At 34.4% G+C, this 18,051-nt stretch carries 20 protein-coding genes; 9 read left to right on the top strand and 11 right to left on the bottom strand.

What is annotated here, in order from left to right; all coding sequences use genetic code 11:
* Positions 1–10: 10 nt before the first annotated feature.
* Positions 11–637, top strand: coding sequence for a hypothetical protein (locus HPY60_04525; protein NPV50447.1), 627 nt, complete (start codon positions 11–13; stop codon positions 635–637).
* Here HPY60_04525 and HPY60_04520 read toward each other — a convergent pair.
* Positions 618–1,559 (bottom strand): hypothetical protein, encoded by a 942-nt coding sequence (locus HPY60_04520; protein ID NPV50446.1) that lies wholly within the window; start codon positions 1,557–1,559, stop codon positions 618–620. The two genes, HPY60_04525 and HPY60_04520, sit on opposite strands and share 20 nt — an antisense overlap.
* A 34-nt stretch (positions 1,560–1,593) precedes the next feature.
* Positions 1,594–1,911, bottom strand: a complete 318-nt coding sequence (locus HPY60_04515; protein NPV50445.1) for a PadR family transcriptional regulator — start codon at positions 1,909–1,911, stop codon at positions 1,594–1,596.
* Between the two features lie 89 nt (positions 1,912–2,000).
* Here HPY60_04515 and HPY60_04510 point away from each other — a divergent pair, with 89 nt between their 5' ends.
* Together HPY60_04510 and HPY60_04505 are read left to right on the top strand one after the other, a co-directional pair.
* Complete coding sequence (locus HPY60_04510) at positions 2,001–3,095, top strand: inositol-3-phosphate synthase (protein NPV50444.1); 1,095 nt, start codon at positions 2,001–2,003, stop codon at positions 3,093–3,095.
* Positions 3,096–3,125: 30 nt separating this feature from the next.
* Positions 3,126–4,181: a PQQ-binding-like beta-propeller repeat protein gene (locus HPY60_04505; protein ID NPV50443.1), complete on the top strand. Its 1,056-nt coding sequence runs from the start codon at positions 3,126–3,128 to the stop codon at positions 4,179–4,181.
* 55 nt (positions 4,182–4,236) lie between these two features.
* On the opposite strand, the gene HPY60_04500 is transcribed toward HPY60_04505, so the two are convergent.
* From HPY60_04500 to trmY, 4 genes are all read right to left on the bottom strand, one after another.
* Positions 4,237–4,575 carry a PIN domain-containing protein gene (locus HPY60_04500; protein ID NPV50442.1) on the bottom strand — a complete coding sequence of 113 codons (339 nt, stop codon included), beginning with the start codon at positions 4,573–4,575 and terminating at the stop codon, positions 4,237–4,239.
* 37 nt (positions 4,576–4,612) lie between these two features.
* Positions 4,613–4,825: a DUF2281 domain-containing protein gene (locus HPY60_04495; protein ID NPV50441.1), complete on the bottom strand. Its 213-nt coding sequence runs from the start codon at positions 4,823–4,825 to the stop codon at positions 4,613–4,615.
* Between the two features lie 279 nt (positions 4,826–5,104).
* Entirely contained in the window at positions 5,105–5,782 is a 678-nt protein-coding gene (locus tag HPY60_04490) for a hypothetical protein (protein NPV50440.1), read from the bottom strand.
* Between the two features lie 23 nt (positions 5,783–5,805).
* Positions 5,806–6,387 (bottom strand): tRNA (pseudouridine(54)-N(1))-methyltransferase TrmY, encoded by a 582-nt coding sequence (gene trmY, locus HPY60_04485; GenBank protein NPV50439.1) that lies wholly within the window; start codon positions 6,385–6,387, stop codon positions 5,806–5,808.
* Positions 6,388–6,431: 44 nt separating this feature from the next.
* Here trmY and HPY60_04480 point away from each other — a divergent pair, with 44 nt between their 5' ends.
* The 6 genes from HPY60_04480 to HPY60_04455 are packed head-to-tail and all read left to right on the top strand — an operon-like array spanning position 6,432 to position 12,836.
* Positions 6,432–6,875, top strand: a complete 444-nt coding sequence (locus HPY60_04480) for an Lrp/AsnC family transcriptional regulator (GenBank protein NPV50438.1) — start codon at positions 6,432–6,434, stop codon at positions 6,873–6,875.
* The gene (gene nadE, locus HPY60_04475; GenBank protein ID NPV50437.1) at positions 6,868–7,584 is read left to right on the top strand and encodes an NAD(+) synthase; all 717 of its coding nucleotides are present in this window, start codon (positions 6,868–6,870) and stop codon (positions 7,582–7,584) included. The genes HPY60_04480 and nadE overlap by 8 nt, the downstream gene beginning before the upstream one ends.
* A gap of 9 nt (positions 7,585–7,593) precedes the next feature.
* Positions 7,594–9,468 (top strand): asparagine synthase (glutamine-hydrolyzing), encoded by a 1,875-nt coding sequence (asnB, locus tag HPY60_04470; protein NPV50436.1) that lies wholly within the window; start codon positions 7,594–7,596, stop codon positions 9,466–9,468.
* 44 nt (positions 9,469–9,512) lie between these two features.
* The gene (locus HPY60_04465; protein NPV50435.1) at positions 9,513–10,559 is read left to right on the top strand and encodes a glycosyltransferase; all 1,047 of its coding nucleotides are present in this window, start codon (positions 9,513–9,515) and stop codon (positions 10,557–10,559) included.
* On the top strand, positions 10,559–11,896 hold the full coding sequence (locus tag HPY60_04460) for a nucleotide sugar dehydrogenase (protein NPV50434.1): 1,338 nt from the start codon (positions 10,559–10,561) through the stop codon (positions 11,894–11,896). The genes HPY60_04465 and HPY60_04460 overlap by 1 nt, the downstream gene beginning before the upstream one ends.
* Positions 11,892–12,836, top strand: coding sequence for an SDR family oxidoreductase (locus HPY60_04455; GenBank protein ID NPV50433.1), 945 nt, complete (start codon positions 11,892–11,894; stop codon positions 12,834–12,836). The genes HPY60_04460 and HPY60_04455 overlap by 5 nt, the downstream gene beginning before the upstream one ends.
* On the opposite strand, the gene asnB (HPY60_04450) is transcribed toward HPY60_04455, so the two are convergent.
* From asnB (HPY60_04450) to hisH, 5 genes are read right to left on the bottom strand one after another with little or no spacing between them, the layout of a single operon-like run.
* Positions 12,833–14,593, bottom strand: a complete 1,761-nt coding sequence (gene asnB / locus HPY60_04450) for an asparagine synthase (glutamine-hydrolyzing) (GenBank protein NPV50432.1) — start codon at positions 14,591–14,593, stop codon at positions 12,833–12,835. The genes HPY60_04455 and asnB (HPY60_04450) overlap by 4 nt on opposite strands.
* 45 nt (positions 14,594–14,638) lie before the next feature.
* Positions 14,639–15,442, bottom strand: coding sequence for a class I SAM-dependent methyltransferase (locus tag HPY60_04445; protein ID NPV50431.1), 804 nt, complete (start codon positions 15,440–15,442; stop codon positions 14,639–14,641).
* Positions 15,417–16,610 (bottom strand): glycosyltransferase, encoded by a 1,194-nt coding sequence (locus HPY60_04440; protein NPV50430.1) that lies wholly within the window; start codon positions 16,608–16,610, stop codon positions 15,417–15,419. The genes HPY60_04445 and HPY60_04440 overlap by 26 nt, the downstream gene beginning before the upstream one ends.
* Before the next feature lie 55 nt (positions 16,611–16,665).
* Entirely contained in the window at positions 16,666–17,427 is a 762-nt protein-coding gene (gene hisF / locus HPY60_04435; protein NPV50429.1) for an imidazole glycerol phosphate synthase subunit HisF, read from the bottom strand.
* A 5-nt stretch (positions 17,428–17,432) separates the two neighbouring features.
* Positions 17,433–18,041, bottom strand: a complete 609-nt coding sequence (gene hisH / locus HPY60_04430; GenBank protein ID NPV50428.1) for an imidazole glycerol phosphate synthase subunit HisH — start codon at positions 18,039–18,041, stop codon at positions 17,433–17,435.
* Positions 18,042–18,051 lie beyond the last annotated feature (10 nt).

The raw sequence follows: 18,051 nt of genomic DNA, 5'->3' as shown, positions 1-18,051 counted from the left end.
CATTGATCAAATGCTAAGTACCAAGTACCTAACCCTTGGCGAGAAATCAACTTTTATTTATGATATCCCTTCTTTCCTACCCCCTCAATTTTCTGAAATTTTTTTATTCCTCTTCAAAGGGGATTTGCTGGCACCCTTTACTTCATTCCTATTGGGTATGATCTATGTCTTTGGCGTTGCAATTCTATTCTTTCTAGTTGAATCGATGTACCGAGGTAAAGATATTAGTCATTTAGGATTTTTGAAAACTTTCCCAAAAATAGTAATTTCGAGTATACTAACTGTCATTTTAATAGTACTTGGTACAATGGCGTATGTTTTGCCTGGAATACTCTTAGTTTATCTCCTTTTTTATGTCGTGCCGGAGTCGACCTCTAGAGCAGATTCATTATTTACTAACATTAAAAATGGAATTTTACTTGTCTTTAAACATCCCGACTATACTTTGGGCCTTCTTGCTGTTATAACGGCCACCATATTTTCATTAAATTACATACTGCTACACTTAAATGATCTTGGAGTTTTAGGTGAAAGGAGTATATTCCTTGACCTTATCTTTATCTTGATTAGGGGAATTGTATATACATGGGCTTTAGTTTCTAACATGGTTTCTTACATTAGGTTAGAGAGCCAATAATATTTTCAACTTCATTTTCAATCTCTTTTATTAATGTTTCATAATTCTCTACCAAACTACCCCCACCTTGTGAGAAGTTTTCCCTTCCCCCTCCTTTGCCTCCAAATCTAGCCAAAATAGAATTTAAGAGGGGCCTCATATCGTATTCTATATCCTCTGACCTACCACAAACGACAAATGTTCCATCGTCAATTAAAAATAGCACTAAAAAAGTCTTTGATTGAGTTATTATCTCTCCAGCCTTTTTAATCAGAATCTTTCTATCAATTCCTTTCAATACTTCAAAGTATAGTTTTACACCTGAGATATCTTTAGGCGAAATCGACTCAAAACTCTTCTGAGAAAATTCAGCTAGATTCTGCCTATATTTTTCATTATCTTTCAATAAATTAGTTATAGTTCTCTCAACATTTTCAGGTGCGGATTGGAGAATTTCCATGGACGCCAGAGCAATTTTTGATAGCTTCAATGCCTCTTCTTTGGCTTTTTCAGCAACTTCAAACTCTAACCTGTAAGACTCATCTCCAGTTTTATTTACCTTAGTTAATAGAAAAAAGTCAATTTCTTTTGTTGAATTTACATGTTCCCCCGAGCACGCAGCAAAATCATAATTTTCAACTTCGATTATCCTGACTTCTTGAGTTTGAATCCTATCAAGCTTTATTCTTATATCTGGGAATTTTTCAATAACTTCTTCCTTCTTCGAATTGTGGACAATTACTTTCTTATCTTCTAAAATGACATTGTTTGTTAGTTTTTCCGCTTCAAGAAGTTTTTCCCAGCTAAACTCGCCAGGGCATTTTATATAAAGTGCGTTTTTTTCTTCTTTTATAGAAATCTTGTCCAGAGAAACTTCTGGAATAACTTTAGAAAGTGATCTAAAAAATATATGCTCTCCTGTATGTGCTCTCGTGTCCTTCATGGAAAAGGATTGTTAGACTCAAATAAAACGTTTGCTATCCGATCTTTGAAAAGACTAGTTTTATGAAACTTTTTCCCTCTTTTAAGAGTTCTTTCCCAGAATCTGTTATTATATAGTATTTCCTATTTGGCCTTCCGTGCTCTGAATCCTCCCATTCTGAGGTAACATAGCCCCCCTTTTCAAGGTTGTACAGAACAATATAGCTTGTTATCCTAGCCGGTGCAAATGAAAAGTTTTTTTCTATCTCATTTTTAACTTCATAGGCATACATTGGCTTGTTTGACAAAAGACTTAGGATGTATATCCACAGAACTTCAGTTGTTAGCTTTTTTTTGAGTCTATTAAGTGGCATTTATGCACCTTTAATATTTTATGACCATAAACTATTTAAATCTTTATAATACTCTAAAAATATCATGTCATCTTTTAGGAGGTACCTATATGGGAGAAATTAGGGTTGCAATTGCTGGACTTGGTAATTGTGCTTCATCACTTGTTCAAGGAATTGAATATTATAGAAACAATGGCACAAAACAGGTAATTGGTTTGATGCATGAGAATTTGGGGGGCTACAGACCACATGACCTTAAATTTGTCGTTGCATTTGATATAGATAAAAGAAAAGTTGGAAAGGATATAAGCGAAGCTATATTCCAAAGCCCAAACTGCACGAAAACTATCTACAAGGACGTCCCAAATTTAGGGGCAAAGGTAATGATGGGCCCTGTCCTAGATGGATTTGCTGCCCACATGGACAACTATTCTGAAGAGAAAAGATTTATAGTTTCAGATGAGAAGCCTTGTGACGTTGTTTCTGAACTAAAGAAACACAAAGTAGATGTTCTTATAAATTACATGCCAGTTGGCTCGGAAAATGCAACAAAGTTCTACGCCGAAGCTGCACTTGAAGCAGGCGTTGCATTTGTTAACTGTATGCCAGTTTTCATTGCTTCAAATGATGAATGGGCAAAAAGATTCGAAGAGAGAGGCATACCAATTGTTGGGGACGATATCAAATCTCAACTTGGTGCAACAATTGTCCACAGAGTTCTTACTAAACTATTCCAAGACAGAGGAGTAATTGTTGATAGAACTTACCAGTTAAATACTGGAGGAAACACTGACTTCTTAAACATGCTTGAAAAGGAAAGATTAAAATCCAAGAAGATATCTAAGACCGAAGCGGTACAATCTCAGCTTGACATACCCTTACATCCAGACAACATCCACATTGGGCCATCTGACTATGTTCCCTGGTTAAATGATAATAAACTCTGTTTCTTAAGGATTGAAGGAAGAGGTTTTGGGGATATCCCATTGAACTTAGAGCTTAGACTTTCAGTAGAAGATTCACCAAACTCTGCAGGTGTTGCAATTGATGCAATTAGATGTGCAAAGCTTGGGCTTGATAGGAAGATAGGCGGGCCATTGACATCAATTTCAAGCTACACAATGAAGCATCCATTGATTCAATACTCAGACTCTGAGGCAAAGATTAAGGTCGAAGACTTTATTTCTGGAAAGATCGAGCGCTAAATTTAAATATCAATTTTTTTTCCTTATTCTATGAAGAAATTAATAACCTTATTGTTAATTTTTGGAATACTTGCTTCTTCTGGCGTTATATTTGCTGAAGAAACTTCTGACCCAGTAATATGGAAATCAAAGATAAATAGCTGGGTACCTTTTGTCACAACAACTTCAAATGGTTCATTTACTGCAGCAAGCTCTCTTGACGGGTCATTTTATATATTTGACAAATCAGGAAATGTTTTATGGACTTATACTCCGGCACATAGAGTAACTTCCATATCACTATCAGAAGATATTTCTCAAGTTTCTGTTGTCACTGGTGAAAGAGTATATGTATACAATTCCTCTGGAGAATTTTTGACCAGTTATAAATCTGTAAAAGGAGGATTCATGACAATAACTCCAGATGGCGAGTATATTGGAGGAAGTTCATCAAATGTGTATGCGATGGTTTACAAGGATGGAAGGCCATCATGGGACTATCGAACAGAAGGCAAGGTTAATGACTTATCTCTTACCCCAGATGGCGAGACACTTGCAGTTGCTTCATCAGATAATCATGTTTATCTCCTTAGATCAGGATTACTCTTATGGAAGCATGATGTCAAAGCCCCAGTAATTTCTGTCGCAGTTACCCCTGATTCTTCATATTTAGTGTGTGGAACAGGAAATTTTGAATTTAAAGAAGGAGAAACTTCCAAGGACTTCAAGATCTATTTATTTGATGGAACTGGAAAACTACTTTGGAGCAAAGTTATAGGTCACACTGTATCTTCCGTCTCAATAACGCCTGATGGATCATATATCGCAATAGGTTCATGGGACAAAAAAGTTCATATTTATTCAAAATCAGGAGAGCACTTAAGAGAATTTAAAACCGAAGGAAATGTCTGGTCAGTTTCAATAACTCCTGACGGTAAAAACGTTGTGGCGGGTTCCACTGATGCATATGTATATTTCTTAGATGTAGAGTCAATGTCTAAGCCTGAGAAGAGCTCATCGTTTAATCCAATTTACATAGCAATTCTTATTTTGATAATTTTCGCAGCCGGGGCTTTAATCTACACAAAGAAACTCAAGAAGAAATAATTTATTTTTTATATTTTTAATATAAATTCAAACTTATAATGATTTAAAATAAGAGTTATAAGAATAAAATATCTGCATCTTTTATTATGTCAAAATCCTTGTCCAGTGTAACTAGAATTAGATTAAAGAATTCTGAAATTTTAAAATTATAAGCATCGTCAAAATCTAAGTCATAGTCTCTTTTCAATTCATAAATATTGGCATATACACTCAAAGGCAACGATAAAATTTTAAATGTAGGCGCTATATCCCTAATAAAAACATTGAAAGCTTCTTCCTTTTCGTATCTAAGTAAAATAACCCCTATTGAGTGTAAAGAAAAATCACTTATGATCACTTCTTCTATATTATGATCTATAAATTCTTTACATTTTCTGCTTTTCTTTGATTCAATAAAATCTCTAGCAGTATATTTGTGTCAAGGAGATACATTAGCGCCACTCTAAAGCCTTGTGCTGAAGCTCGACAGAAGTAAATTCCTCTTTAAGATCTGACAATTTGCCCTGCCACTCAAAAGTAAGTTTTTTTGTTTTTTGTTTTTTGTTTTTATTTCTTGATATAAGAAAGTCAATATAATCTAAAACTTCTTTTTTTAATTCTGGGGAAAGACTCTGGAATTTAGATTGGATATCTACCTCGTTCATGAATTATACTTAGATTTAAAGTATTTATATATTTCTATTTTGCGCAAACAATAAAATTAAATATTAGGTATCAAATAAGTATATGCTAGGCACTTTGTTTGGTGAACTGATGAAAGAATCAGAAAGGAAAATTGATGAGAACAGAGAACAGATTTAAAGGAGCTTGAAGAAGAAAAAGAGAGAAACTTCAAGCAGAATGGGTGAAGAAGAAACCAAATAAAGAGTGGAGCAAACAGCATTCTAATTTTATTAATTCAATGTATTATAATAAAGATTGATTTAAACAAGATCATACATAATTTGACATGCGTCGCACTTGTATACTATTTCTTTTTTCCCCTTATCAGACACTTCTGTCCTAATTAATGGCCTACCACACCTTTCACAGGAGTAGCCTTCTCTTCTAACACGAAGCGAGGGTATCTGTGGCCTTGGAGCTGGAACGGGGTAGTTGTCATAATAAGGGTCGTATTGTGCTCTTGGCCTTTCCATTGGAAGGTAAGTTTCTGGGACATACCTTTCTTCAGGGTAGTACCTCTTTTCATAATATTCTCTTTCCCTTGGTTTTGGCCGTTCCCTTTCAAATTTGGGGAACTTAATTCCCTCTTCTGTAAGGGCGCTACCAACAATTGCCCCAATGAATATTGGGTAGATATAGAATAATGCAGTTATTAACATGTAGAGTTTAGTCCCTGTCGGTATTGCAAAAGGAACTCTCCTAACAATTGCAGGCTCTAAGAAATCGCCTACAATAAAAGATATCACAAGAAATATGATAAAGACGATCAATGCACATAGGGAAAATGCAGCGATAGCGTTTTTTACACCTCTGGATCTCTTGCCACCGACGATGCCTGAAACGATTGGCCCTACAATTGGCGCCCATATCATTAGAATAGTAAGTAGCACCATCCAAAGTGATGACTTTAGGATATTCTCTATGTTATCGTCTGACATCATTGATAATTGATTTTTCCTATTTATAAGTTTTTCCTATCAAAAACGTTATGTACTATTATTATACAGTGGTCGGCATGGAGTACCATAGGCGATATTGAAACTCGTTTTGCAGTTTTCAATAATGATTCGTCATCTTGAGATAGCCCTGTATGGTCTCCCAACACAAAACATATTGTATCTAAATCAAAAGGCATATTTTGGACATCCTCTCCCTCTTCGTGGAGGTAGATTATTTCTGAACCAATTTCAGTAATTACTTCTGAAAAGCTTTTCTTTGATACAAATATTCCAGGCGTTGATTCAGTTTCTTTATCCGTTACTTTTTCTAAAGCTTTTTTAATCAGGCCCCCGGTGCACCTCTCATCTGGACTTAAGTATTTTAGTTTACTTCCAACAAATCTTAAAGTGATAGGTGGATTAGGCTCACCTTCAAGAGTAACTATGAGCTCCGTATCTTTCCTAAGATCATGAGATAGAAAGAATGCCGAGTTAACGCATCTGGCAACGATATCCATTCGCCCTCCATCGCCAGGCAGGTCATTTAGTGAAAAATCCTTTGATGTTTTGGCCTTTGATGCTTTTAAAATGAATATTTTCTTCATAAAAATCAAAAGATTTATTAACAATTTAAGATTATCCAATACGTATGGACAGTCTTGATATAAATATACTTAAGATTTTAAATCAGGACGCTAGAACAAGTTTTTCTGAGATAGCGAGAAGGCTAAGCCACTCTATAACGACAATATCTTTGAGAGTTAAGGCCATGGAAGATGCAGGAATTATAAAAAAGTACATACCTGTTTTAGACTCAGAAAAATGTGGTTATGATTTTACAGCTGTTATCCATCTTATCATTTCTAAAGGAAAGTTAAAAGAGGTAGAGGACCAAGTTAAGACAGAGAGTAACGTAGTCGCAGTATATGACGTGACTGGTGGCTATGATGCAATTATTATAGGACGGTTTAAGAATAGCTCTCATCTTGAAAAGTTTACAAGATGGATCCAATCAATCGATTTCGTTGAAAGTGTTTCAACATCAATTGTTCTAAATATAATCAAAGAAGACATGGAGGTTAAGTTTGACTAGTGATCTTTCAAAGAAACTTTCTTCTTGGCTTCGGGATAGTGTCAATGCCGGAGGTGGAAAAGGAATAGTATTTGGGTTAAGTGGCGGGATTGACTCAACTGTTACCGCTTACCTCTGCAAAGAAACATTTCCTGAAAACTCTCTAGGCCTCATAATTCCTTGCCACAGCAATAAAGCTGACATTGACGATGCAAAGTATGTTGCAAAAGAAATTGGATTAAAATACGAAACTATTGATTTGGACAAAGTTTATAATACGCTGCTCGAATCATTCGGGCACATGAGGGACGATAGAGATATTTCTCTTGCTAACATCAAACCAAGGCTCAGGATGACTACTCTTTACTATTATGCAAATAAGCTGAACTACTTTGTCGTTGGAACTGGAAATAAGAGTGAGCTAACACTTGGTTACTTCACAAAATATGGTGATGGTGGTTGTGATCTATTGCCACTAGGGAATCTGACAAAAAGAAGTGTTTATTCCCTTGCAAAATCTTTGAAAGTATCTGAGAGAATAATTCAAAAGCCACCTTCAGCAGGCCTCTGGAAAGGACAGACTGACGAAGGGGAGCTCGGCATAACTTATCAGGAAATTGATAACTATATTGAAGGAAAAACTGTAAGTGAAAGTGTCAAAGTAAAGATTGAAGAAATGATACTGAAAAGCGAACACAAGAGAAACATGCCAAAAATACCTGATTTCTAAGTGAGTTTAATGTGTGGCATCGCTGGATTTTTTGGATTTGAAGATAAAGAGCTAATAAAGAATATGCTTGATTCCCTTTACCATCGTGGCCCAGATGATCATGGAATTTTCACCGATAAAGATGCTTCAATTGGAAATAGAAGGCTATCCATTATTGATGTATCCGGCGGTCACCAGCCAATGCATAATGAAGATGAAACAGTCTTTGTTGTTTTTAATGGGGCGATTTATAACTTCCTAGAACTAAAAGAAGAGCTAGAAAAGAAGGGCCACAGGTTTTATTCAAATTGCGATACAGAAGTTTTAGTCCATCTCTATGAAGAGTATGGGAAAGATTTTCCTAAAAAACTATTGGGTATGTTTTCATTTGCCATCTGGGATTCAGTTAAAAAGAAGGCCATACTTTCAATCGACCCTGCAGGAAAAAAGCCTTTACACTATTTTTTCAATAATGGGATTTTATTATTTGCATCTGAGATTAAATCTTTACTAAATTATAAGGAAATAAAAGTTGAGCTTGACGGTGTTTCACTTAACTATCTTCTAAATCTCCAGTTTATCCCTTATGAGAGGACACTTTTTAAAAATATAAAGAAGCTTTTACCTGGGCACACTCTAATTTATGAAAATGGAAAAATCACTACCAAGAGATACTGGAAACTAGAAGTAAAAGAAGAAGAAAAACCAATTGAGTATTACGTTAAACAGATTCAGGAGCTCTTTACTGACGCAGTCAGAAGAAGGTTGACATTGTCAGATGTCCCTGTAGGGATATTCCTCTCTGGGGGCATTGACTCAAGCTCTGTTGTTGGCATAGCATCACAGTTTCAAAAGGTAAATACTTACACTGTTGGATTTGGAGAGCCTACAGACGAGCTTGATTCTGCAAGACTTGTCAGCGATTACTTTGAAACGGATCACCACGAGATATTAGTTGAAAATGATCTATTGAAGATTATGCCAGAAGCCGTATATCATTCTGAGCAACCTTCTATAGGGATGTTACAGAGCTACCTTGTATCCAAAGCGGCTAGAAAACATGTCAAAGTTATCCTTTCGGGAATGGGAGGTGATGAGCTCTTTGCAGGGTATGATAGAGATCTCTATATGGAAAAGAATCTTAGATACGGTAAATATATCCCTAAGTTCGTTTCTTCTAAAGGCCTTTTTAATTTGATAAATGGCATGCCGTTTAGACTGGGTCTAAACTATCATGAGTTTTTCAGAAGAGTAAATGCTGTATCACAGCTTAAGGACGTAACAAGATATTATCTCCTTCTAAGAGGTGCTATGAACATAACTAACGAAACAAAAGAATATTTCTATAATGAAAAAATATATGATAATGTCCAAGATGTAGAAAAACTATTTTTGCCTTACTTTTCAAATAATCTTAACATAATAAATCAGAAGCTTTACGCTGAGTTTGAAACTAAATTGCCTTACCACCTTCTCCATATTGAGGATAGAATGGGGATGGCAAACTCTCTAGAATCTAGGGCACCACTTCTTGATAAGGGGCTTGTTGAGTTAGCATTTTCTATGCCAAGAGAGTACAAGTTGCAAAATGGCATTACAAAGTATGCATTCAGGCTTGCCATGAAAGATACCCTGCCAAAAGAGGTCTTTTCAAAACCAAAATGGGGATTTGCAGTAAATCCATATTATCAGTTTAGGAAGGATCTAAAAGACTATGCAGAAGGGATCCTTGATGATAAAATACTGGAAGAAGTTGGGATTAACAAAAAGATAATTTCTAGAATACTATCCGCAAAACCAAATCCAAAATTAAGGTGGTATTATAATTATTTGTGGAACATTGTGATGCTTGTGCTTTGGTATAAGATATTCATTGAAAAAGAGATTCCTAAGAATCTAACTTAGTTAAAGATAAAAGGAGTTTTTCTTAAATAAATCCAAGTGATTGTTTGAATATTTTAGTCTTTGGAAAGATGAGCGACCTAAAGCTTTCAATGAAGTTAGAGCCAATCTATAATATTTCCGCAATTGAAAAGATAATAGTATTACGTGGAGGAGAAGGTCCAAAGATAAATAAGACAATCTATGCAAATATCCCCAATACCAAAATTATAAGGGATATTTTTAGAATCTTTAAAGGAATAACTTTAGGGAAAAAATACAAGACTAAGCTCGTAATTAGCTACTATCTGGTCCCACATGGAATAATCGGATATTATGTCTCAAGAGTGATTGGTGCAAAGTTCTGTATTTCAATCATAGGTGATTTACGGTATCATCTAAATTCTCGCTTCCTTGGAGGATTCTATCTTAGAGTCCTAAAAAGTTCTGATTTTATTATGGTAACTGGTGCTAAGAGTAGAAATATTTTGATCGAAAATGGTATCAAAAAAGATAAGATATTCATTCTTCCAAATGTTATCAATATGGAGGATTATATTCAAGATAACACAGTTTATAAAGAGTATGATATTTCTTTCATCGGAAGATTAACATATGTTAAAAGGCTTGATATTTTCTTCAAAGTAATTTCTGAAATTGTCAAAGAGATGCCAGACCTTAAAGTTGCAATGATTGGAGATGGAGAAGATTTAGAAAAATGTAGGTCATTAGTAAAAAGTCTTTCCTTAGATAGTAATGTTGTATTTTTGGGATTTAGGAAAGATATAAATCATTTAATCAATAAATCTAAAATTTTATTACTCACCTCCGAATCTGAAGGAATGCCTTCTGTTATTATTGAATCTATGGCATGTGGAGTTCCAGTTATATCAAGTGATGTAGGGGATGTAGGGGATATAATCCAAGATGAAGAAAACGGCTTTTTAATAGATAAATTTGATGATGTTGGTGCCTATACAGATAAAATAATAAAAATACTCTCAGATAAGAAAGTTTATAAGAAAATGAGCGAAGAATCATTAAAAGTGAGAAGTGTTCATTCTGTTGAGAATGCTAGTAAAATATGGGAAAAAATATTTTCAAAGGTGGCTTGATGCTAAAGGACAAGATCAAAAATAAAAATGCTACACTCTGTATCATCGGTCTCGGCTATGTTGGCCTTCCAACTGCTATTTTTTTTGCAGAGAAAGGGTTTAATGTTATTGGTGTTGACAAGAAAAAAGAGATAATTGAAAAAGTTAACAAAGGTATTTCTCATCTTGGTGAGCTCGGGCTTGACGAGAGATTGAAGAAAGTTGTTTCTGAATCAAAGTTATATGCCACTTCAAATACAAAAGACGCAGTTTCAAAAAGTGATGTTTCCATATTAATTGTTCCCACCCCCATAACTAAGGACAAAGAACCTGATCTATCTTATGTTGAATCTGCTGGAGAGGAAGTAAAAGAGGGATTAAAAAAAGGTCAGCTTATTATCCTAGAATCTACAGTGTATCCTGGTGTAACAGAGGAAGTGTTGCAGCCTATTTTAGAGTCAACAGGCCTAAAAGCCGGAATTGATTTTGGACTGGCATATTGTCCTGAAAGATATAATCCTGGAGATTCGGAGCACACAATTGAGAATGTTAAAAGAATTGTCGGCGGAATAAATGACGAGTGGGGAGAGATTACAAAAGATCTATACGCACATGTTATAAAAGCAGGAGTTACAAAAGTTCGAGATATCAAAACGGCCGAAGCTGCAAAAGTCATTGAAAATATACAAAGAGATTTAAATATTGCCCTCATGAATGAATTATCTTTGATTTTTGAGAAGATGGGTATTGACATAATGGATGTAATAAAAGCTGCAAGCACTAAATGGAACTTCAATGTTTACTACCCCGGTGCAGGCGTAGGTGGGCACTGTCTCCCGGTTGACCCATATTACCTTGTTGCAAAGGCAAGAGGGCTTGGATATCACTCTAAGGTAATTACTGCAGGTAGAGCAATAAATGATCATATGCCTCACCATATATTTGAGCTTTTGAGAGATAGCTTAAATGATGTGGAAAAACCTGTTAAGAATTCTAAGATTGTAGTATTAGGATTTTCATATAAAGAGAATGTTGGTGATGCAAGGGAAACTCCTGTAGAACATCTTGTTGAAGAGCTATTAAAATCAAAGGCAGATATAACAGTTGTTGACCCTTATGTTGAAGAAGATTTCATGAAATCTTTTGGGGTTAGAGTTGAAAAGGATCCTTACAAGGCATTGAAAAATGCAGATGGTCTTGTTCTAATGACTGGGCACCAGATGTTTAGAGAACTTGATTTGGAAAAAATAAAGAAAATAATGAATACCTCTATCATCATTGACGGCCGAAGAGTTTACGATAAAGAAAAGGTCTTAAAACTAGGATTTAAGTATAAGGGTGTAGGTGCTGGATATTAAAAATAAAAAAATTGTTGTTACTGGTGGGGCAGGCTTCATAGGGTCAAATATAGTCCACAGTATTTACAAAGATAACGAAGTTACTGTAATTGATGATATCTCCACTGGAAATTTTGAAAACATTGTTGATTTAGTAGAAGAAAAATCAATTAATTTTGTGAAGGGTTCTATAACAGATCTAAGAATATTGCAAGAATGCTTTTCTGATGTGGATTATGTTTTGCATCAAGCTGCTATACCAAGTGTTCCCCGAAGTGTAAAAAATCCTATTGCCACAAACAAAGCAAATATAGGTGGCACCTTGAATGTACTAGTTGCGGCAAGAGATTCTAATGTCGAGAAAGTTGTCTTTGCCTCATCTTCCTCAGTTTATGGAGATACGCCCACTCTCCCAAAAATAGAGAATATGTGCCCTTCTCCACTTTCTCCTTACGCCATTTCAAAACTATGTGGGGAAAACTATTGTAAGGTATTTTATGAAATTTATGGACTTAGAACTACCTCACTTAGATATTTCAATGTATATGGCCCCAGACAAAATCCAAAATCAGAATATGCTGCAGTGATACCGAGATTCATATCATCAATAATGAAAGGTAGTCCAATAGATATATATGGAGATGGAGACCAGACACGGGACTTCACTTTTGTTGAAGATGTTGTAAATGCAAATCTATTGTCATGTGAAAGCAAAAAATCGGATGGAAAAACATTGAATATCGCTGGGGGAAAGAGAATTTCTGTAAATGATTTGTCCCAGAAGATAGCGAAAATGCTTGGAATAGAGGTCGAAATTATTTATAGGGAACGAAGAGAAGGGGATGTAAAGGATTCATTAGCGGATATTTCTCTGGCCAGAGCCCTAATTGATTATACTCCTAAATACTCCTTAGATAACGGTCTTAAAAAAACAGTTGAGTTTTTTAATAAAAAAGATTAATTCAACATGTAATTATCATACCATAGTTCTAAGGCGTATAGTGACCAGTAAGTATTATGATGGTACTTGATTTTCTTATAAAAATCTTTTATAAAAATTTTATCTTCCAAGAGATTAGATGAATCAAATTTCCTAACTATTTCTCCCATCAGTTTTGTTTCTATCCAGTGGGAAATGGGAACCCCATATCCTCTTTTCTCACGATTTACAATCTCATTGGGTAGATATTTTTCACCTATCTTTTTGATAATGTATTTTTCATTTCCCTTGTTGATCTTTAATTCATCAGAAAGAGAAAAAGAAGCTTCGATCAATCGATAATCCTGGAAGGGTACCCTCTCTTCAACTGCAAATGCCATCGTCATCCTATCTGATTTTTGATTGTATGACTGTAAAAGAGTATTAATATCTATATACTGCATTTTATTAATTGTCTTTTTTAATTCATAGTTTGCGTGACCTAGGTAGTTTATTTTTGGGTCAGAATAATCAAAATTAGAGATATTTTTTATTTCGCTAGGTGAAAGCCATAAATGAGTGGATGCCTGTAGCTCTTCTATCCCTTTCTTTGCCTTATTTATCATCCTGATTTTTTTTCTTTTCGAAGAGCTACCAATCTCAGGTATTTTAGGAATATACTTAGAATATTTTACAAGTTTTGGCTGGTAGCGGTACCATTTGTATCCCCCAAATACTTCATCCCCACCTTCACCTGCAAGGGCCACTGTAACATATTTTTTTGCAAGTTTTGATACAAAGTAATTTGGTATTGTCCCACCTTCGGCAATTGGATCATCGTAGTGCCAGGCAATATTATTAATTTCCTTGATAACTTTATCAATTTCAACAGTGAGCTCATGGTGAATTGTGCCTAGGTGGTCTGACACTATCCTTGCATATTTTGACTCAGAATAAACTTCATCACCAAAGTTAACATTGAATGTGTGATATTCATCAATATATGGCCTAGAGAGGGCAGTTATAATACTTGAGTCGATTCCTCCAGATAAATAAGAGCCTACAGGGACATCTGCAATCAATCTTCTTTTCACTGAATCTTTTAGAAGTGCTTCGACTTCATCAATGTCTGCTTCAACTATATTTTCAACTAACTGCCAGAATTTACCCTCAGTAATAGTTTTCTTTTCTAGGTCAAAAATCAAGTATGTTGCAGGCGGAAGTTGTTTTATCCCTCCTATCAAAGATTCGTCTAACGTGTAGCCGTACATTAGGTAAAAAGCAAGAGAATTATAATTAATAACTTTAGGGATATTGTGGGCTAGAATGGCCTTAATTTCAGAGCTAAAAATGAATTTATTGCCATCAAAACAGTAGTATAATGGTTTTACACCCGTTCTATCTCTTGCAAGAAGAAGCTGTTTTTTATTAGAATCATAAATGCAAAAGGCAAACATGCCGTTTAACTTTGATAGCATTTCTTTTCCGTGCTCTTCATAAAGATGGATTAGAACTTCAGTATCTGTTTCTGATTTGAACTTGTGATTATTAAGACATTCTTTTAGTTCTTTGAAATTATAAACTTCACCGTTATAAACAATCCAGATATCTCCATTTTCGTTTGACATCGGCTGGCTTCCAGCAGTTGATAGATCTATTATCGAAAGCCTAGTTTGACCTAGAGATACCTTTGAATCAATATAATGACCGTTCGAATCAGGGCCTCGGTGCTTTAATAAATGATTCATCTTTTTGATAAGATTTTTGTCCTCAAAGTTAAAGCCGTTGATTCCACACATTAAAACTAATGATAAATTGCTCAATAAAAGATTATTGTTTTGAAATTACTTCTTGCCCATTATAATCATATATGAGCTAATATATTTATTGTTGATTCCAATAATCGATAGGATAGAATCCAAGAATATACAGAATATCTTTGATATTTTATTGTTCAATATTTTATATATTTTTTTCCTTTGAGTATCGCCAGGATTTATATTGTTCAAATTAAAATTGTAAAGGTAGTACATGTCAAGAATTTTAAGGCCACATTCAGAATAGCTTTTTGAAAGATCATCTAGGTTAAGGGGATTATGCAATTTGTAAATTTCCTCGTTAAAATATTTCTGCAGTTTTCCGTAAAAGCTCCCCATGTTTGGAATTCCAGTGATTAAGATGCCATCTTCTTTTAATACAGATGAAAAGATATTTATTATTTCATCCGGATTTTTGAAATGTTCCACGACTCCAAATGAGAAAGCCATGTCATATCTATTTTCCATTTCTTTGGGGATATCAAAAAAGTCTGAGCACGCAATATTAAAATTTTTAATATTTTCTTCTTGTAAAATTTTTTCACATAGTTTGCATCCTTTTTTTGAATAGTCTATACCTTCTACCTGAAATCCATATTCCTTAGCTAAAAAAGGAAGCCATGGCGAATTTGCACAACCAAGTTCCAGTATTTTTGCACCTTTTGGAAGTTTAGATAATACGGGATTTATTTTCCTGAAGACTTTTCTATAGTGGTAATTTTTTATACATGTCTTAAAATTTGATGATTTGATATCTAATCTATTGTATTTATTTTCATTACCCCACACATCTTCCCAATAATCTTTAGTTGTCTTTTTGTTTGCTTCCATAAAGCTCACTGATTATTGCTTCTAATTTTCCAACAACGTACTCAACTGAATGATACTTTTCAACATAATGTCGACTTTTTTTACCTAATTCAATTCTCTTATTTTTATTATCCATAAGCTGTTTTATTTTTTCTTTTAGATTATCCGGATTAGCATTGACTATGGGGCATTCATCCCATATTGGATTTTTCTCAAAAAGATTTTCCCTCAAATAACAAAGAACAGGCTTCCCATATGCCATAGCTTCAATTGCAAACCTGCCGTAGGCCCCTATTATAAACTGGTCAGCTATAATGTCTGATTTTTTTATGGCAGATATCACCTCTCCATGCGGCCTTCCTTCAAGGATAGTTAATTCTATGCCATTTCCTTCTTCTTTTAAACTGTTTATAGATTCAATCAGGTATTTTGTTCCTTTTAGTTCTCTATGATTAGTTGCATGCAATATTTTTATTTTGTCGTTATTAGTTTTATAGATTGGCATAATAGATTCTGTATCAATACATCTCATGTGAAAATAGCTATCAACTCGGGTGAGATACTCCACCTGATCAAGAGCGCTAATAATATGGTCTGCCCACTTTTCACAATAACCCCTATTTTTAGAAATATAATTCTCATCTACTTTAGAATAATTTGGAGATTTTTCATAGCCTTCAATTATGCTGTATTTGTAGCCTTTTGAGGAAAGTGTCATCCTAGGCGTCATTATATCTCCCCCATAGCTATTAAGAATAATCAGCTTATCCATTTTTTTAAGAAGTGGTAGTTCAAGCCAATTAAGAAGAACATGTCTATCAAGTATCCTCCCTTTAAAAGGCATGATAAATAAATCATATCTGTTAATCGCCCAAAGGAATATGATGTATTCTTGGATATATGAAGGTAAAAATCCAATCAATTTAATGGTGTCATAGTCGATTATATTTCTCTCATGTTTTGGTACCCTATGGACTAATAAAATAACATCGAATCCTTTTTTCTTTAGGCCGTCCCTTATTGCCACCCAATTATTTATCGGCATTGTGCCCATAAAGATAGAAGGCTTTGATTTTTTATTTTTATTAAAATATTTTGTTAGTTTAATTATGGGGAGAGCGACTAGGATAAATGGTAAAAATAATATATCAGAAATTAATCCCAAAAGTATTTTGATTTGTCTTTTCATTGGTATAACCATTATTAATTACTTGATTTCAATATGAATAATTAGTATAAAAGAGTTATATTAAGATTTTTTCTAAATCTTTTCTCTCGGGATATGTTATCAAGACAGCTCTATGGACTCCCTGGAAAACAAATAGACTTCCAGCCGCAACAGCCGAGGCCCCACCGATTTTTACTGCTTTCTCAAAATCTTCTATTTTTCCGGCCCCGCCTGACGCTATTACAGGTATCCCGACTTCGCTTGAAATATATCTTATTAGTTCTATATCATAGCCCTCCATGGTGCCATCTCTATCCACTGAATTAAGAAATATTTCTCCAGCACCAAAATGTTCAACAGATTTGGCATAATCAAGTGGATCTAAATTAGTTGTTTTCTTATTTAGATAATCGTATACTTTGTACTTTCCAAGAATATTTTTCTTAACATCAATTGAAACAACGACACTTTGGCTACCATATATATCGGATATTTCATTTATAAGACCTTGATTTTTTAAGGCCGTCGAATTTAAACAAACTTTTTCAAATCCAGAGCTTAGTATTCTACTAACATCTTCTAAATTTTTTATCCCACCACCATAACTCATCGGCATGAAGGCTTCTTTACCTATTCTGTTTAGCAGTTCGAAGTTAGGAGATTTATTTTGTTTACTTGCCTCAATATCAAGTATCAATATTTCATCTACTTCTTTTTCATTGAATATTTTAACGGCGTTTATTGGGTCTCCAACATATTTTGGATTGCTGAATTTCATTGTTTTTACAAGGCCCCCATTCTTTAGGAGTAAACACGGCAAGACCCTTGTTTTAAGAATTATATTTACATCTCCACAAAGTTTTTCATTAATTTAAGGCCAAATTTATGGCTTTTCTCAGGATGAAATTGAGTTCCCATAATATTATCTTTCTTAAACGACGAGACAAAATCAATCCCATAGTTTGTAGTTGAGAGTATATCTTTCTCATCGTTACATTTTACATAGTACGAATGCACAAAATAAAATCTAGGCTCTTCATACATCTCTTTGAATAACGTGTCTTGATTTTTTATATCTAGGGAATTCCAACCCATATGTGGAATTTTTAGGCCATTATTCTTAAAATTAAATTTTAGAGTAACTGCATCAATCCACGAAAGACCCTTTAGCTCTCCTTCTTCACTTGATTTTGTCATGAGCTGCATACCTAGACATATACCTAGTATTGGGATTTTTTCTTTGAGAACTTTTTTATCTAATATTTGCCTTAGATCTCTATCCTCAATATTTTTTACCCCTGTATCAAAGGAGCCGACGCCTGAGAGAATTAATTTATCTGCGGATTCTATTTCCTCGTGATTTGATGAGCAGACTGCTTTTTCTCCTGCTTTTTTTATCATGTTTACTATAGACCCAATGTTTCCAATCCCATAGTCAACTATTACTATCATTTAATTCTCC

Origin of the sequence: Methanofastidiosum sp. (assembly GCA_013178285.1) — an archaeon.
In the GTDB taxonomy this organism is placed as follows: domain Archaea; phylum Methanobacteriota_B; class Thermococci; order Methanofastidiosales; family Methanofastidiosaceae; genus Methanofastidiosum.
Note: the sequence above shows the minus strand (reverse complement) of the source record. Positions and strands in the feature narration are given on the sequence as shown.

Bases quoted from the DNA above. Each gene is read 5' to 3' on its own strand.
- HPY60_04525 (NPV50447.1), top strand. From the start codon at position 11: ATGCTAAGTACCAAGTACCTAACCCTTGGCGAGAAATCAACTTTTATT.
- HPY60_04520 (NPV50446.1), bottom strand. From the start codon at position 1,559: ATGAAGGACACGAGAGCACATACAGGAGAGCATATATTTTTTAGATCA.
- HPY60_04515 (NPV50445.1), bottom strand. From the start codon at position 1,911: ATGCCACTTAATAGACTCAAAAAAAAGCTAACAACTGAAGTTCTGTGG.
- HPY60_04510 (NPV50444.1), top strand. From the start codon at position 2,001: ATGGGAGAAATTAGGGTTGCAATTGCTGGACTTGGTAATTGTGCTTCA.
- HPY60_04505 (NPV50443.1), top strand. From the start codon at position 3,126: ATGAAGAAATTAATAACCTTATTGTTAATTTTTGGAATACTTGCTTCT.
- HPY60_04495 (NPV50441.1), bottom strand. From the start codon at position 4,825: ATGAACGAGGTAGATATCCAATCTAAATTCCAGAGTCTTTCCCCAGAA.
- HPY60_04490 (NPV50440.1), bottom strand. From the start codon at position 5,782: ATGTCAGACGATAACATAGAGAATATCCTAAAGTCATCACTTTGGATG.
- trmY (NPV50439.1), bottom strand. From the start codon at position 6,387: ATGAAGAAAATATTCATTTTAAAAGCATCAAAGGCCAAAACATCAAAG.
- HPY60_04480 (NPV50438.1), top strand. From the start codon at position 6,432: ATGGACAGTCTTGATATAAATATACTTAAGATTTTAAATCAGGACGCT.
- asnB (NPV50436.1), top strand. From the start codon at position 7,594: ATGTGTGGCATCGCTGGATTTTTTGGATTTGAAGATAAAGAGCTAATA.
- HPY60_04460 (NPV50434.1), top strand. From the start codon at position 10,559: ATGCTAAAGGACAAGATCAAAAATAAAAATGCTACACTCTGTATCATC.
- asnB (NPV50432.1), bottom strand. From the start codon at position 14,593: ATGTGTGGAATCAACGGCTTTAACTTTGAGGACAAAAATCTTATCAAA.
- HPY60_04445 (NPV50431.1), bottom strand. From the start codon at position 15,442: ATGGAAGCAAACAAAAAGACAACTAAAGATTATTGGGAAGATGTGTGG.
- HPY60_04440 (NPV50430.1), bottom strand. From the start codon at position 16,610: ATGAAAAGACAAATCAAAATACTTTTGGGATTAATTTCTGATATATTA.
- hisH (NPV50428.1), bottom strand. From the start codon at position 18,041: ATGATAGTAATAGTTGACTATGGGATTGGAAACATTGGGTCTATAGTA.